At 41.5% G+C, this 15,526-nt stretch carries 15 protein-coding genes; 6 read left to right on the top strand and 9 right to left on the bottom strand.

Annotated elements, in window-relative coordinates:
• Nucleotides 1-18 precede the first annotated feature (18 nt).
• The 3 genes from DS2_RS06135 (at nt 19) to DS2_RS06125 (ending at nt 2,767) form a co-directional block, all read left to right on the top strand.
• Nucleotides 19-405, top strand: coding sequence for a hypothetical protein (locus DS2_RS06135; RefSeq protein ID WP_035013796.1), 387 nt, complete (start codon nt 19-21; stop codon nt 403-405).
• A gap of 49 nt (nt 406-454) precedes the next feature.
• The gene (locus tag DS2_RS06130; RefSeq protein WP_035013795.1) at nt 455-949 is read left to right on the top strand and encodes a DUF3016 domain-containing protein; all 495 of its coding nucleotides are present in this window, start codon (nt 455-457) and stop codon (nt 947-949) included.
• A 198-nt stretch (nt 950-1,147) separates the two neighbouring features.
• On the top strand, nt 1,148-2,767 hold the full coding sequence (locus DS2_RS06125; protein WP_035013794.1) for a diacylglycerol kinase family protein: 1,620 nt from the start codon (nt 1,148-1,150) through the stop codon (nt 2,765-2,767).
• Nucleotides 2,768-2,790: 23 nt separating this feature from the next.
• On the opposite strand, the gene DS2_RS06120 is transcribed toward DS2_RS06125, so the two are convergent.
• Nucleotides 2,791-3,360 (bottom strand): acyloxyacyl hydrolase, encoded by a 570-nt coding sequence (locus tag DS2_RS06120; protein ID WP_051479663.1) that lies wholly within the window; start codon nt 3,358-3,360, stop codon nt 2,791-2,793.
• A gap of 529 nt (nt 3,361-3,889) precedes the next feature.
• Between DS2_RS06120 and DS2_RS06115 the strand changes: the two genes are divergently transcribed.
• The gene (locus DS2_RS06115; protein WP_035013792.1) at nt 3,890-4,525 is read left to right on the top strand and encodes an OmpA family protein; all 636 of its coding nucleotides are present in this window, start codon (nt 3,890-3,892) and stop codon (nt 4,523-4,525) included.
• A 1-nt stretch (nt 4,526) separates the two neighbouring features.
• Here the strand turns inward: DS2_RS06115 and DS2_RS06110 are convergent, their stop codons facing one another.
• From DS2_RS06110 to DS2_RS06080, 7 genes are all read right to left on the bottom strand, one after another.
• Nucleotides 4,527-4,856 carry a hypothetical protein gene (locus DS2_RS06110; RefSeq protein WP_035013791.1) on the bottom strand — a complete coding sequence of 110 codons (330 nt, stop codon included), beginning with the start codon at nt 4,854-4,856 and terminating at the stop codon, nt 4,527-4,529.
• The gene (locus DS2_RS06105; RefSeq protein WP_035013790.1) at nt 4,846-5,499 is read right to left on the bottom strand and encodes a hypothetical protein; all 654 of its coding nucleotides are present in this window, start codon (nt 5,497-5,499) and stop codon (nt 4,846-4,848) included. Before DS2_RS06105 ends, DS2_RS06110 begins: the two co-directional genes overlap by 11 nt.
• Nucleotides 5,500-5,627: 128 nt before the next feature.
• Nucleotides 5,628-6,317 carry a PspA/IM30 family protein gene (locus DS2_RS06100; protein WP_035013789.1) on the bottom strand — a complete coding sequence of 230 codons (690 nt, stop codon included), beginning with the start codon at nt 6,315-6,317 and terminating at the stop codon, nt 5,628-5,630.
• A 13-nt stretch (nt 6,318-6,330) separates the two neighbouring features.
• Complete coding sequence (locus DS2_RS06095) at nt 6,331-6,744, bottom strand: YjfI family protein (protein ID WP_035013788.1); 414 nt, start codon at nt 6,742-6,744, stop codon at nt 6,331-6,333.
• Between the two features lie 168 nt (nt 6,745-6,912).
• Nucleotides 6,913-8,670, bottom strand: coding sequence for a polyamine aminopropyltransferase (locus DS2_RS06090; RefSeq protein ID WP_035013787.1), 1,758 nt, complete (start codon nt 8,668-8,670; stop codon nt 6,913-6,915).
• Nucleotides 8,671-9,573 carry a DUF350 domain-containing protein gene (locus tag DS2_RS06085; protein WP_035013786.1) on the bottom strand — a complete coding sequence of 301 codons (903 nt, stop codon included), beginning with the start codon at nt 9,571-9,573 and terminating at the stop codon, nt 8,671-8,673. It abuts the gene before it with no gap.
• 23 nt (nt 9,574-9,596) lie between these two features.
• Complete coding sequence (locus DS2_RS06080) at nt 9,597-10,580, bottom strand: hypothetical protein (RefSeq protein ID WP_051479683.1); 984 nt, start codon at nt 10,578-10,580, stop codon at nt 9,597-9,599.
• A gap of 42 nt (nt 10,581-10,622) precedes the next feature.
• Here DS2_RS06080 and glnE point away from each other — a divergent pair, with 42 nt between their 5' ends.
• A complete protein-coding gene (gene glnE / locus DS2_RS06075; RefSeq protein ID WP_051479662.1) occupies nt 10,623-13,526 on the top strand; it encodes a bifunctional [glutamate--ammonia ligase]-adenylyl-L-tyrosine phosphorylase/[glutamate--ammonia-ligase] adenylyltransferase in 2,904 nt (967 codons plus the stop codon).
• A 147-nt stretch (nt 13,527-13,673) separates the two neighbouring features.
• On the top strand, nt 13,674-14,579 hold the full coding sequence (locus tag DS2_RS06070; protein WP_035013784.1) for an ABC transporter substrate binding protein: 906 nt from the start codon (nt 13,674-13,676) through the stop codon (nt 14,577-14,579).
• Here DS2_RS06070 and DS2_RS06065 read toward each other — a convergent pair.
• Nucleotides 14,576-15,502 (bottom strand): bifunctional GNAT family N-acetyltransferase/hotdog fold thioesterase, encoded by a 927-nt coding sequence (locus tag DS2_RS06065; RefSeq protein WP_035013783.1) that lies wholly within the window; start codon nt 15,500-15,502, stop codon nt 14,576-14,578. The two genes, DS2_RS06070 and DS2_RS06065, sit on opposite strands and share 4 nt — an antisense overlap.
• Nucleotides 15,503-15,526: the final 24 nt, after the last annotated feature.

Raw genomic sequence — 15,526 nt, 5'->3', positions numbered from 1 at the left:
TTGCTAAGGTTTGTTTCCATGTCTATTCGCCGTAAACCGAAAAGCCGCACGGTACGATTGATTAAAGTCCGACGCACAAGCTACCGCTTAAGGTTGCGTCGTTCTATGTTAAATTTGCGTGCCGCAATGCGTCAAGAGCGTGAAGAAACCAAGCAAATGATGCAAATATATCGTCGCCATGCTAAAGGCTTGGCCAGTAAAGAAGAACTAGAATTTGCCAATAATCAGTTTTTCGATTTACTCCGCGGTTTAGGTTTAGGTATTTTTGCGGTACTGCCTTTTGCACCTATCACGATTCCATTGATTGTTAAACTTGGCCGTTGGGTTGGGGTTGAAGTGATGCCTAGTTCTTTTGCACCACAAAAGCAGCCGAAAAAACCAACAGAACCGGAACAAAATCGCTAACTTGGTGGTCTATAGTTAATTGACATCGCTCGGATATTAGGAGGCAAATATGATTAAACTGCTCAAATACAGTGTTATCAGTTTAACTTTGGCGTATAGCCAAATGCTCAACGCCGCCCAGCTTGAGGTTGAATGGCAAAACCCTGAAGAATATACAGATATTAATGAAGGTAATACCTACACTCGCTCAGCTTACCAACAGCATGTATTTAACCGCTTCGAGCAGTTTCTTACCCACAGAGCGGCGAAGCTGCCAGATGAGCAAAAGTTAAAATTAGTTGTAACCGATTTAGATTTAGCAGGTGAAACACGATTCAACTTTGAAGAAATTAGGGTAATTAAAGAACCTTATATTCCGAGAATGAAATTCAGCTATCAGTTATTTGATAGTCAAGGCAACGAATTGCAGGCCGGTGATGCTGATTTGAAAAATATGAGTATGACCACTAGCTATTTAACTAAACCGTTAGAAGATCAGTTTAAGTATGAGTTTTCCATGCTCAACAATTGGTTTAAAAAAACCTTTACTGATAGTCAGTTCTAAAGCGCCGATTACTGGCGCTTAGCTGCAACTTACTAAGCTTAGTAATAACTACATTAACTTCGAAAATATTACATGCATCTGATAGCAGAAACACAAGCGAACGTCGACACCTATTCATAACCACCTGATTTATAATGGATATTTCAGGTGGTGCATATATTGCTTCTACTTAACCACTGTATTTTTTAGGAAGTCGATATGCGTTTAGGATCTTACTATTTATCAGCTGCATTTTTGCTAACACTATTTACCTATTGGATTGAGGGCATTTTCCTATCCACTATGCTCGGATGGACTGCTTTGTCTTTATACGCAGTTTCGCTGGCATACATGTTGAACAAGCCAAAAATTTTTCGTAAGCGTTCAGATGGACGTATCCCAACTTACATAAAATGGCTGTTCTTGCCATTTTTCCTTGCGACGCAAGTCTACAATACATGGGCGCGTAAAAATGACTCGGTACCAGCAATTCAGCAAATTACCCCTCAGCTGTATTTAGGTTGCCGCTTGTTTTATGACGACCTCACCTACTTAAAAGCACAAAATGTCGATGCGGTACTGGATGCAACCTCTGAGTTTAGTGCTCTAGATTGGAGCTCAGTTGACGCTGATGTCAGCTATCTAAATATTCCAATTTTGGATCATAGCGCGTCGACATATGCAGATGTAAAACGAGCCATCAATTGGATTGATCATCACTTAAAGCATAATCGAGGTGTAGTGGTACATTGTGCTCTAGGTCGAGGACGCTCAGTATTCTTGCTCGCTGCTTACCTAGTTGCCAGCAATACCTGTCGCTCAGTTAAACAGGCGCTCAGTCTAATTGGTAAAACTCGTACTACGTCTAACTTAAATCGTTATCAACGCAGAAAGCTCGAACAATATCTGCATCGCTATAAACAAAGTCAGCAAAAAAAGGCGTTATTAATAGCCAATCCAGTTTCAGGCAATGGTAGCTGGTCAGCTCATCGACAAGAGATCGAAAGCCGTTTAAGTAAACATTTTAATTTAACGATTGAACAAACCACCGAGTCTCGGTCTGCAAAACAAATTTATCAACAGCATAATCATATCAAATACGATGTGGTGATCGCCTGTGGCGGAGATGGCACAGTCAATGAAGTTGCATCTCAATTAGTCGACCATCAGCAAACTCTAGCCATCATACCGCTTGGTACAACCAATGCATTGAGCCATGTATTGTATGGTGTCCGAGCAAAACTTTCGCCGATCGAAACCGCCTGTGATGTCATTATTCACGGCGAAACAAAAAAAATTGACACCTTATCTTGTAATGGTGAAGTGGCTTTGTTGTTGGTTGGCCTTGGATTTGAAGAAAAAATGATATCAGCTGCAAGTCGCGAACAAAAAAAGGCCAAAGGTGAGCTCGCTTATATTGAAGCTCTAATTGAAGCCTTTGGTGAAGACGAAGCGTTTAAATATCAACTAATCATTGATAAACAACCAAGTAAAACCATAGAAGCAACATCTCTGGTGTTAGCTAATGCAGCACCTTTTTCAACCATCTTAGCACAAGGCGGTGGCTCTCCAGACCCATTTGACGGCAAACTAAATGGCACCATTCTCAGTACCAAAGAAAACACAGCAATTGCGCTAGCGACTTTAGGCATTAGAGGCTTGACCAATACAGACATTAGCCAAGCGGACAACTTGGGCGTTGAGCACTTTCTGGCTACAGCAGTAACTATTGAACAAAAAACACCGATAAAATATGTCATCGACGGCGAGCCCAGAACGGCTGACTCGTTAGATATCAAAGTCAAATCAGCCAGCTTATCTATCTTGGTCCCCACTTAAATGAGTGGGGCTATCGTCAGCAATTAAAAGCGACGCATATAAAATAAATTAAGGAAATCTAACCCAGGATTTTTAGTGTTAAGACCACCGTTAGAATAATGCATATATCTAATCCCTAGATGCGAATCGCTCGCAGGATCCAACTGCATTGTTAGACCAATGCGATCTTCAAACTGATAATAACTACCAATATCGACCCCACCAAACTGACGATCATGCACATATGCCAGTCCGATAGCGAACTCAAGTTGCAGAGGTTTACCTGCAACAGTACCGAGGTTTTTTATAAATATCGGTGTAACCGCTGCCCCGTAACTGGCTTCATTGTCTGCACTGCCATGTAAATCGAATAAATGAACAGCCAATTCGTATTCTATCTGAGTTTGGCCTAGCCAAGGTATATCCAATTGGTGGCTGGTATTAGGTCGGTAGCCAAATCGAGCACCCTGCATATCGGCAGTACCCATCATGTACTCAAACGAAATCACCTGCCCCGCAGACTGATTGTCTCGGCTATAAACATGGGTAGCACTCAACGTAAACAAAATGGCCGGAAATAATGCTTTGGCCTGATTTAAATGGAATAAATGCATTGGTTAACCTCATTTTAATTGTTAACCTGAACTCTAGATAACAACTTGCTTTCTAGAGGCTATTTATCCTTATAACTGCGTTGAATTCGCTAGTAATAGCCAGCTATTACGTACGCAAATTCGCCTTGCTCTAAGAATAACTATCTCTCTAGAATGACTACCATAAACTTAGTAGTAAATAACAATGGGTTAGCTAACTTGTTATCCAGAGTTCAGGTTTGTTAGCAATTTTTAGATTGCAAACTTCAAACCAAATAAAAAGCACTTTAAAATCAAAATGATAAGCAAAACCCAACCATCATCGACAACCTAGGGTGGTAAATATAACAGGCATAGAGTGAATATATTACTGACTCACTAAAGCCAATGTAACTTTTACACAGAGTGTGAAAGTTACACTCTGCACATTCCGTCTACACACTAGCCAATGCATATAAGCATTTGTTTAATAAAACCTTTTTAAAATCTCATCCAAGGTATAAATGTTGCTACATACAAGATGACGCTAATGAATAAGAGGACGTAGAGCATGAAATATTTTAAATTACCTATTTTGACTGCAGCCGTTACTTCTGTCGCATTACTTGGCTGTGCAAACTCATCAAATACCCAAAAAGGAGCTGGTATTGGCGCAGTAATTGGTGCGGTAGCAGGTAAAGCCACAGGCGACCATGACAAAAGCCGTTATGCTTGGGGTGCGGCCATTGGTGCAATTGCAGGTTCCGCAATAGGTGCTTATATGGACCAACAAGAACAAGCGTTTAAAAAAGAGTTAGCTGACAGTGGGGTAGACGTGGTAAGGGATGGCGACCAACTTAAACTTATCATGCCAGGTAACTTAACCTTTGATAGCGGCAGTTCAATTGTTAAATCAAACTTCCATCCGATCTTAAACGATGTCGCAGTGGTCCTTAAGAAGTTTGACAAAACCAAATTAAGTATCGAAGGACACACAGACTCGACTGGTGATGCATTGTATAACCAATCTTTGTCTGAAGCCCGAGCAAACAGCGTTGCACACTATCTCTCACAACAAAATGTTGCAGATCAGCGCCTAAGAACGATTGGCATGGGTGAATCATCGCCTGTGGCAAGTAATCAAACGGCCGCAGCTAGATCGCAAAACCGTCGGGTTGAATTAAGAATAATCCCAGTTGCGAAATAAACTACTCAATCGCTTTACTAGCGTGTTCAATGAGCTCTTGCATTACACGCTTTTTAATTTCTAATTGGTCGTCGGCTTGCAAACCATATTTTTCGGCTAAAACACGATAGTCATCAACCGACAATGAAACGGTCAAACGCGGACGCTTTGGCCGTTTACTCACAGGCAAAGCTAATATATTTCTAATTTGATCTGACGGACCTAACCCAGCATCCAATGCTTCTTTACGAATTACGTATTGCAGCTTTTCATCCATATCAAACGCAACTTGAACGGCTTTAATTGCTTTGTTGCTACTTGCCCACTTTGCTTTATCTGACTTATTGGTCACGACTTGCTCCAGGATACATGTCAACAATATCTGTTAAAGGCCTATGAATTGACAGTAGTACATCAGTGTCACCGTCTTGCCATACCTCAATCTCGACACTGTGGCTCTCGTCTGCATTGCTTAGGCTGAAGTAATCAAAAGGTTCACTGCCGTCGTCTTCTTCAAGCGAAGGCTTATTTGGACGAAAGTCTTGATCATAAAAGTAACCGCGCTGTGCATAATTTTGACGAAAATAGACTGGCGCCAACCAATTATTCAGCTCAGGCTCTTCAACCTGCAGAGCGAGCTCAGGTTGGCTCTCCTCCTCAAAAATTTCGGCAAACTGCTCTAAATCAAATAATTGCCCTACTTGGCTACGTTTAAGCTTAATCGATAAGTTTAGCCATTCTTCATCATCCGATTCTATCGACATAAAAACTTGTTGGTGATGGCCACCCTGCAATACAAACTCATTGATCACTTGATGCTCAAATTGGTATGTATTTACTTTTGCCACTTGGTAACTTTGTTTGCGGATCAACTCTGGTAGCGCAAAGCTATCGCAAAAATTAACGACATCGCCTTGTTTGAGTTGGTTCGGATGACTAATTTTGCTGACTTGTGTGGATGAATCGCCACCAAATAGTTTTGAAAAAAATCCCATTTTACCCTCGTGTTAAACCCAACAGAACTGACTACAACGCAAAAAAGCAACTTCAGCCAAGTGCGAACTGAAATTGCTCAAACGTGCCAAATTGTTATTGCATAAGGCTAACAAACCTTACTAGCAAACTATTTTTGCTGCGATTTTAGCCTTGCCAAAATTGAATCCGCGGAACTAGACTGGTCGCCTATGCCCGCTTGCTTAAGCTTAGCTTCTAACGACGCATCACCTGATTCAGCCTGTAGCTGCTCTGATGCTGCCATTCTATCTTCATAGTTTTGTTGCTTAGTTTTAATACGTTCTAACGATTCTTTAGCATTAAGCAGCTTACTATTACCTGACACAAAGTTGTCGGTAATTGCCGCAGTCGCCTTGTGCACACTGTCGGTTGTTTTTACCACACTCAGTTGGCGTTTATAATCGGCCAATTGACGCTCTGATTTTTTAATTAAATCTTTTAAGCGAACCACACTTGCATCAAAGCTCTGTAGTGCATTTTGTTGAGTAGCTAATTCTGTTTCTAAACTAGCAATTTTCTCAGCAACCTCAAGTGCTAACGCTTCATTCCCTTGATTTAGCGCTTGTGACGCATACCCTTCATGCGTTTGAATCTCTTTTTTCAATCGCTCAACTTCACGGCTAGTTTGCATTTGTTTCGCCATGACTTCGGTTAGATCACGCTTGGCTTTGGTTAGGTGATTTTCAGCATCACGAATTTCTTGTTCAAAAATACGCGTAGAGTTGGCGTCAACAATCGCCTCGCCGACTTCGGTTGCACCACCACGAATTGCAGTAAATATCTTCTTAAAAATGCTCATGTTTTGCTCCCGATTATTTCAAAAATTCACTAAAGTCATCGATAACATCAATGGCGTTATCGCTTAAAACAGCGAGTTCATGCTCGATATCAGATAAACTAGAGTGAATAGACAAAGCGCCAAACACTGCATATTTATCACCAATTTTTGCAAACGAAGACAATGGCATTGGCATATTCATTTCCAACATGGTTTCCATCATATCCGCTCTGCGTTCGCTGAGCATTTCGCTTTCATCCCATAAATAGGTAATACACAAAATTTGATCGTCCGTTACAGATACAAATATTGGCAGTTCTTCACGACCAATTAAGCTGATTTGTAGCACATCCACTTCACCAGCAATAGGCTGACAATCAAATGAATGACCTGTATCAGATTTATCTGCAAGATCATTTAGGTATTGTGCAATTGTGTGTATATTCATCGCTATCCTCTGTTAGTTAGCTCTCTACAAGAAGACATATTATGTCTTTAGGTAAACATTAGCACCTCGACATTATATGTCAATCGAATTATCAGTTTTTTTGTGACAGATTTAACAATACAAACCTGAATTGTAAATAACAAGTAAGCGCAAGTATCAAAATGACCACTATGGAGAAATTTGTTGGTTAGAATTCAGGTTTACCATACCTTGTTGTTTACGCCATGCTTGGTCATGATAGTTGAACAACTGCTGACTACCCAAACGATTAACCTTGATATTGACGTAATTTTTATAAAACCCCTGTGGAAAGTTAAAACTCGCCAGCACAATTGGCCAAGTTAGCCATTGAGTTTTGATAACAGGCATGGTCTGTGCCGCTAAGCTATGTTTTAACCTTTCACTCACAGGCAAACCTTGTTTCACCGCAACAGACCAGCCCCATTGACCAAAACTCGGTACATTCTGGTGATATTGTTCAACTGCACTAAAATTTGCATCAGCAATCGTTTTACCAATAGCGATAAACGCGTCTTGCGCATGATAGGGTGATGTCGATTGAACAACAAGCACACCATCCGCGTTTAGCAGCTGCTGCAACCGTGTATAAAAATGGTTGGTATACAGTTTATTTAAATCTGGGTGGTTAGGATCTGGCAGGTCGACTACAATCACATCATAAATGCGCCCTTGCGCAACCAATTGATCAACTTGATTAAAAGCGTCTGCATACATCAGGTTAAGCCGCTCATCGCTTAACGAATTGGCGTTAAGCTCAATAACCTGCTTAGCGAGTCTAATTGGCAAAAACTGGCGTGGCTGCTTAAATAAGCTAATCATCATAGGATCTAACTCTACCATGTCGACTGAATGCACAGGCCACTTAAAAATTTCTCGTAATGCTAAACCGTCGCCGCCACCAATAAGTAAAACCGAGTCGTGTTTTGGTGCTGATGCCATCACAGGGTGAATGAGCATTTCATGGTAGATGCGCTCATCCATACTCGAAAATTGTAAGCGACCGTTTAAATATAATTGCAGCACGGATGTTTGTGTTGGATTGTTGTTTAGTTGAAGATTGCGCTCGGTCAGAACAATTTGCTGATATTGAGTTTGTTGTTGCAATACAACTTGATCCCGATAGAGCATGTCAGTGAAACTATTCATCCAGTTTTGCCCATAGGCCGACAATACAATAACAAAAGCCAACATCAATAACTGGCATGCTGTAAGCAGCAAACGCCAACGGATCTTTTGCCAGAACAACAATAAAATCAAAAAGCCAATTAACAAATTTGTTGATGCAGTGATAACGGCGGCTTGGTTGATATCAAGCGACATCATCCAACCTATCCACAAGGCTGCTCCAATCCCGGCACCAATATAATCGGCACCATATACCGTACCAGCATTATGCGTTAAGTGCTTTTGATAAAGCGCTTCACGTACCCGTGCAATTAATGGGATTTCAATCCCAATAAAGAAACCTAAACAAGCCGCACTGACATAGGGTAAATAACGTGCTATCTGATGTAGCTGCTCTACCCAGCCACCGCGCGGCAAAACGTCGGCTGGTAAATTGAAGGTATCGGAAATTAATTGCGGTAAATGAAAGGTAAAACCAATGGCGGCAGCAATAAATAAGATACTGCTCGCACCGATAAAACAAATATACAATTCTAGCCATGCAAAACCACTAAAAGCATCTTTAATTTTGCGTGCAGCAAAAGCGCCAAATCCCATTGCCACAATCATAATGCCAATAGTGGCAAATATAGCGTGCTCCACAGCCCCGAGCACGCGCCCAGCGTAGTGGGATAATAAATATTCGTATATTAACCCACAGCCAGCCAACACGGCCATAATCAGTATTAGCAGGCCGTCAACTAGTCGAACTTTTAAGCGGCCAGTAGTTTGTTCAGTCATTTATGCCATTAACGACACTGTAATCAGGGCAATAGAGACAACAATTGCAAACTCTGCTGCAGCCACACCGATATTTTCTTGTTGGTCAACTTCGACACTGGTATTTATACCCATTAAAATAATTGCTCGGGCAAGCTTATTTAATACGTAAATCACTGCGGCCATAGCCAGCGAAATTCCTAACCAGCCAATTAAATTGCCAAGAATTTCGGTGGGTTGATAAATTAAAAAATAGCTGGCAGCTTTAACGGCCAATGCTGTCGCTATCATATGACCCGCGTGGCGAATCGCTAATGCGGTTTGGCCGTCTAACAAAGCTTGTTGAAATGATGCATCTTGGTTGTTTTTTGCATACTGATGTTCGCGCAATCGAGTCACAAAAACCAACACGGCTTGAGAAACTGCAAACCCACTTACAATCGCAATAAAAGTGTAAGCATTAATCCCTTCAACCCACAGCAATACCGAGCGAATAATAATCGCAGTTGCAATAACCGCTGCCGCATCAACAATGGCGACACTTATATTTTCTTGACGAATCTGCTCCGCTTTGTCTATGTGATGTAGCGATACTTTATCGTGGATAAAACGACCTATTTTGATCAACGATAATCCGACCAAACCATAGCTTGCTACGCCAATCGCTTCTGCCAGATAACTATTTGCCGCCTCACCAGTTATAGCACCAGTCAGCACAATCCCCATTGCGATAATGCCACCAGCAATACTGATACCAAATGCAAAGTTATCTTTTTCTGACAATTCATGCGTGGTGTTCACCTTAGCCCACAAACCCGATATAAAGCGCATTAGCGATAACAGTGCGATAGCAATCACTAGGTCGATTGCCAGCAAAGTTAACAGCTCTGGTCGAATATACTGTAAAAAATTAAAACTGTTCATTATATGTACCTTAATAATCCTTGTTATTTACCACCAAAGCCGCCGCGGCTGAAACCGGACGAGCTACTGCGAAAGCTAGATTGACCAAACGATGATTTTTTGTTTTGGCTGTAGTTACTGTTAAAGGTGCTTTTTGGCTTAGCATAAGCGCTCGAAAACTTCTTAGATGCATTTTGCGCAGTTCGACTGGCCGTTGAAATACGTGACGCCCCCACTTTAGGTTTGGCATAAGCACTTTTAAACTGGCCTCCTTTAAAGCTTTTTTTCGCTCTTGATTCAACAGTATATTGCGTGCGAAGTTGCTTAGGAGAAGAGTAACGATAACGGCCATAATCATGGTAATAACTATAATCGCGTCGTCCTGCCCAGTCGTGATAATGAACGCGTCTATCAGTTAAATTGCTAATTAAAGCATACATGCCATACCATTCCCAAAAAGACATGCCATTGCTTCCGGTACTCCACTGGCCATAAGCCGGGTTACCGATTAATTGGCTACCGTCGCCAAAATCAGTGGCTTGATTCGCTTCAATGCTCGCCGCTCGGCTAACAGCATTTACTCGAGGTAAAGCCCCATCTGACATATCTGCAAGCACATTTAATGGGTCAGATAAAGCGTCATTAAACAACGTGGTATCTGCCGCTTGATAGAGATTTTGTAATTCAGCCAAGCGTTCTTCTTTACTGGTAAATAAATCTGGGTATTTGGCCGCAGACTGATAACGATTTAGCAGGCTTTGATACAAAGGCCCACTGGTGGTTGCATCTTTAGCAAGCTCATCAACTATACGTTGTAAATCAGGTTTGGCTTGACTTAGATGCTGTGCATATTCTTTAATTAGGTTTGCGTTGCGAATTTGTTGATTATCGATAGACTGTGACAGTTTCTTTAACTGCATATCAACAAATTGGATCTGGTTTTCTATTTTTGCATCTAACGGGTCACCACATGCGGTCAAACCCAACACGAAAATAACAACCCAGATTGATTTAAATATTTGTGGCATGGCCATGCGGTCCTCTGCTTACTCAATTCCAAGGCTTTAAATATGGATTCAAATCGCCCTTATCAATTCTCTCCTAGCACATTAGACTTTTCAACTTTGCCAGCTGTACTGCAAGCTGCTGGAGATAAAGCTTGGCAACAACTTACATATGCTCATAAAGAATTTGAACAATTCAGCGACCAAGAAAAAAATACGTTGAAATGGCAATGTGCCCTGAGCGACTTTATCCGTGAAGCGGTCACAAAGCAACCCCAATTCTTTGGACAAGTATTAAATCAAACGACGCAACCGCGCGAGTTTTTTGCACAACAAAGTGAAACTTTTCAGCAACAAGCTAATGCGATAACAGATGAAATCAAGCTAGGTAAATTACTGAGACAATACCGCCTCCAACAAATGGCTTGGATAGCCTGGATGGATTTTAACGGTTCGATAGACCTAGACCAAGCATTCGAATTTATCTCACAATTAGCTGACGAGTTAATTCAAACTGCCACAGAACGTTTGTACCAAATTTTAACATCCACATTAGGCACACCAACTAATGACCAAGGTGAAACACAACCATTTTTTGTGTTGGGTATGGGTAAACTTGGTGGCAGCGAACTGAATTTTTCCTCTGATATTGATTTGATCTTCTGCTATCCAGATGCAGGTGAAACCCAAGGTGCCAGTCGCTCACTCAGCAATCACGAATTTTTTACCCGCTTAGGGCAAAGGCTCATCAACGCATTAAATCAACAAACCGCTGACGGTTTTGTCTACCGAGTGGATATGCGACTGCGCCCATATGGCGATAGTGGTCCATTAGTGATGAATTACAATATGTTGGAAGACTATTATGAAGAGCAAGGCCGTGACTGGGAAAGATATGCCATGCTTAAAGCACGGATAATCACCCCAAAACAATGGCAAACTCACCCTGACTACGCCTACTTAGAAAATTTAATTCGTCCATTTGTCTATCGACGTTATATTGACTTTTCCGCGATTGAATCACTGCGCAAAATGAAACAATTAATTGTGCAAGAAAATAGACGCCGCGGACTTGTTAATAATATTAAACTCGGTGAAGGTGGTATTCGAGAAGTAGAATTTATTGTTCAAGCTTTCCAGTTAATACGCGGAGGTCGAGAAGTTGAATTGCGTACCCGCTCAACACGAACAGCGTTGGAAAAACTCAATCTGCTGGGCGAGATGAGTGAAGAAGACATCCAAGTATTAACTCAAGCTTATTACTTCTTACGCAAAACTGAACACGTATTACAACAAATAGCCGACAAACAAACACAAACTTTACCAGACAACGAAATTGACCAAGCTCGCCTGTACGTTGCTATGGGTTTCACATCGTGGCAAGAATTTAAACAAATATTGGATCAACACACCCAAGCGGTAAACCAAGTGTTTAAAGAAGTGATTAAAAGCGATGCCGAAGATGAACAAGCAGATATCGAATTTGATTATTGGTTGTGCAACTTAGACACAGACGCAGCAATTAGCCAGCTTGAGCACGACTACCACGAAGTAGATGCAGCGGCATTTTGGCAGCAAGTAAGCCAATGCCATGAACAAATCAAAAAACGCGCTGTCGGTAAACGGGGTGCGGAAATCATAGATAAACTCATGCCTAGGTTAATTGTAGCGTGTTTGCAGTACCCTAGCGCACACATATTAATCAGCCGAATTCGCGAGTTAGTTGTCTCTATTTGTACTCGAACGGCTTATTTAGAATTATTGTTCGAAAATCCACAAACTCGGACCATTTTATTAGATTGCTTGCAAGCCAGTCCTTGGATAGCACAACAGTTAAGCCAACAAGCTTTCTTGTTAGACGAGTTATTAGACCCACGTCAGCTATACAAGGAACTAGATCCATCTAAATATCAAGCGGACTTGCGTGAGCGTTTATTGCGTATCGACCCTGAAGATTTAGAAGCAATAATGGACACACTCAGGCAATTTAAACATGCATATCAATTAAGAATTGCAGTTGCAGATATACTCGGCCATTTACCCTTGATGAAAGTAAGTGACCATCTAACTTGGCTGGCAGAAGCAATATTGTCACAAGTTGTGAATATTGCTTGGCAACACACCACAGAAAAGCATGGCATTCCGGAAGGATTAGTAGGTACTAGCGACAAAGGTTTTGCCGTCTTAGGTTATGGGAAATTAGGTGGCCTAGAATTTGGTTATGGATCCGACTTAGATATGGTGTTTGTCCATAATCAACAATCTGACCAACAAACCACTGGTGAAAGAGCGGTTGGTATCACTCAATTCTACATTCGTTTGGCACAACGCATTATGCATATTTATTCGGCACAAACCCATGCGGGTATATTGTATGAAATCGATATGCGCCTACGACCCTCAGGTAATTCAGGTTTATTGGTGGCAACACTAAAAGGGTTTGAAAACTATCAGCAGCAAGACGCTTGGACTTGGGAACATCAAGCACTGGTACGCGCTCGATGTGTGTATGGTGATAAAGATTTAGTCGAGCAGTTGGAACAAGTTCGAGTACAAATTTTAAGCCAACCAAGAGATATCAGCGCATTGAACAAAGATGTCACAGACATGCGACTGAAGATGTTTAAACACCTGGCCAAGGGCAACCAACAAGAGTTTGATGTCAAACAAGATAGAGGCGGCATTGCAGACATTGAATTTATTACCCAATACCTTGTGCTCGCAAATGCTCACAAATACCCAGAGCTGTGTAAATATTCTGACAATATTCGGATCTTAACCACAGCGGCAGAGGTTGGTGTAATTGAACCGCAACAAGCAGAGCAACTAATTGACGCATACAAGTTATTTAGAAATGAATCACACAAACTGGCACTCGCACAAACTAAGGTGATCAGTCGGCTCGACCCATTCAAACACGCCATCGAAAGCGTAAAAGCTATTTGGCAAAGTATTTTTGACCCCATTTAAGGCAAGGTGTTATCTAGGGTTGAGGTTAATTACGTGAAGAAACTTGAACATTTATAATTAAAAGCGCAGAATATAAGGTCTCGGTCAATTCAACTCTGGCTGAGGCAATTTTGCTTTTCGATTACTAAATTGTGTTAAGGCTCAACATTGAAAAAGTACTGGATACTTATTTCGTTATGCTTATGTTTTGTTTGTAAGTTTTCAACAGCTGCAAACATTGTTGTAGCATACCCAGCCGTAAAAGAACCCTATCGAGCGGTATTTGACCTGATAGTACAAGGCGTTGAAGAAAACGCTTCCGAGTCAGTGCTTCCACTTGAATTTAACCAAGGTATCGGTTCTGATGCTTTGTTGGCTGAATTGGTCGAACTAAATGCCGACGCCGCTATTTTGCTTGGCGGTTACGGCTTTAAATATGCGCACGAAATAGTCAAACACATGCCAGTTATGGTCGGTGGTTATCCAATAAAACCAAACGGTTTTGGTGGTGTAAGTATGACTAATGATCCTGAAATTGTATTCTCAGAACTCGATAAACTTGCACCTCACATTAAACGTGTTTACATGGTTTATAGCCAAGCAACTGAGTGGATCATCCCCAGAGCACAATCAGCTGCCAATAAAAATGGTGTTAAATTAATCGCCACTCGAGCCGATACCATTAAAGCAGCGATGACCTACTACGACCAACTCTTTAAACGCATTGACCCTAAACAAGATTCTATTTGGTTAACACTTGATACTGTTACTGCAAACGATCAAGTTGTTTTACCTTATCTGCTGGAAGCATCTTGGATGCGCAAATTTGTGCTGTTTTCAAGCAAACCAACCCATGCCAAACGAGGGGCACTATTCGCGCTATTCCCAGATAATTATCAACTGGGAAAACGCTTAATCCTTATGGCGGAAAACACCTTAAATAAGAACCATATTTATAAAGTTGAACCAATGGATAAATTCCAGGTAGCAGTAAACTTACGTGCGGCAGCACACCTTGGTGTTCAGTACGATGAAAACCTTAAACGAGATATGCACATCATTGTGCCTCGTTAACCCCCTTTAGCGCGCTCTGCCGGCGGTAAGACAACAAATATGCCATGGAACTGGCCACACTCTTCGTGTTCGTCAAACAGTCGCACCATCACTTCTAGCTTGGCTTTTCTTTGCTTGGCTAAAGCTGATACCTCGCCTTTAACATCATTAATATGCACGGTCGCTCTAGGTAAGTTGGTTATGGGTTTACGGTAGTTAATATCGCCCTTCGCCAATACTATGTCCCCTTTGACTACTTGCTCGCGCATTTGCAAGTGGACCATCCCCCAACCTGTCAGCGTGGCTAAACAGTAGATAGACCCAGCAAACATAGTATTGTGCAAATTAATGTTAGCATTGAGTGCGGCACGCACCTCTAATTGTGCACCAGTATATTGATGAACCTTAATCCCCATAGCGGCTGAAATTGGAATTTGATTGTTCCAAGTTTGCTGTAACTCTTTGCACCAAATAGGCTGGCGCAAAATAACATCAAACTCAGATAACTTTTTGCACATCTGCCGTCTTTTCAAATTTTGGTCCGCCATGTGCTCTATCACAGGGTTATTTAAAACTTCATAACCACAGCGTTCAAAAAATGGCACTGTTTCAAAACGTGAAAAAGTCACCACTCGCTTGGCATTTTGTTTGCGGGCAGCTTGTTCTAACGCGGTCATAATAATCGAACCTAAACCTTTGCCCCGACATGATTCGGCAACCGCTATATGGCGTATTTGCGCTTCCTCTTGGCTAACAAAATGCAAACGACCAACAGCTAGCGGCAGCCCATCTGAGTCACAAATCATTCTATGCTCAGCTAAATTATCATATTCATCTCGCTCTGAGCCTAAAGGGGCGCCTAAAGGTTTTTTGAGCTGCTGCCACCTAAAGTGAAAATAACTAGTAAGTTGCTGCTGACTTTTTGGAATGATTATTTGGTACATCGTTTTTCTTCTGATATAAATTGA

The sequence above is a fragment of the Catenovulum agarivorans DS-2 genome (genome assembly GCF_000568405.1).
GTDB classification, from domain to species: domain Bacteria; phylum Pseudomonadota; class Gammaproteobacteria; order Enterobacterales; family Alteromonadaceae; genus Catenovulum; species Catenovulum agarivorans_A.
Note: the sequence above shows the minus strand (reverse complement) of the source record. Positions and strands in the feature narration are given on the sequence as shown.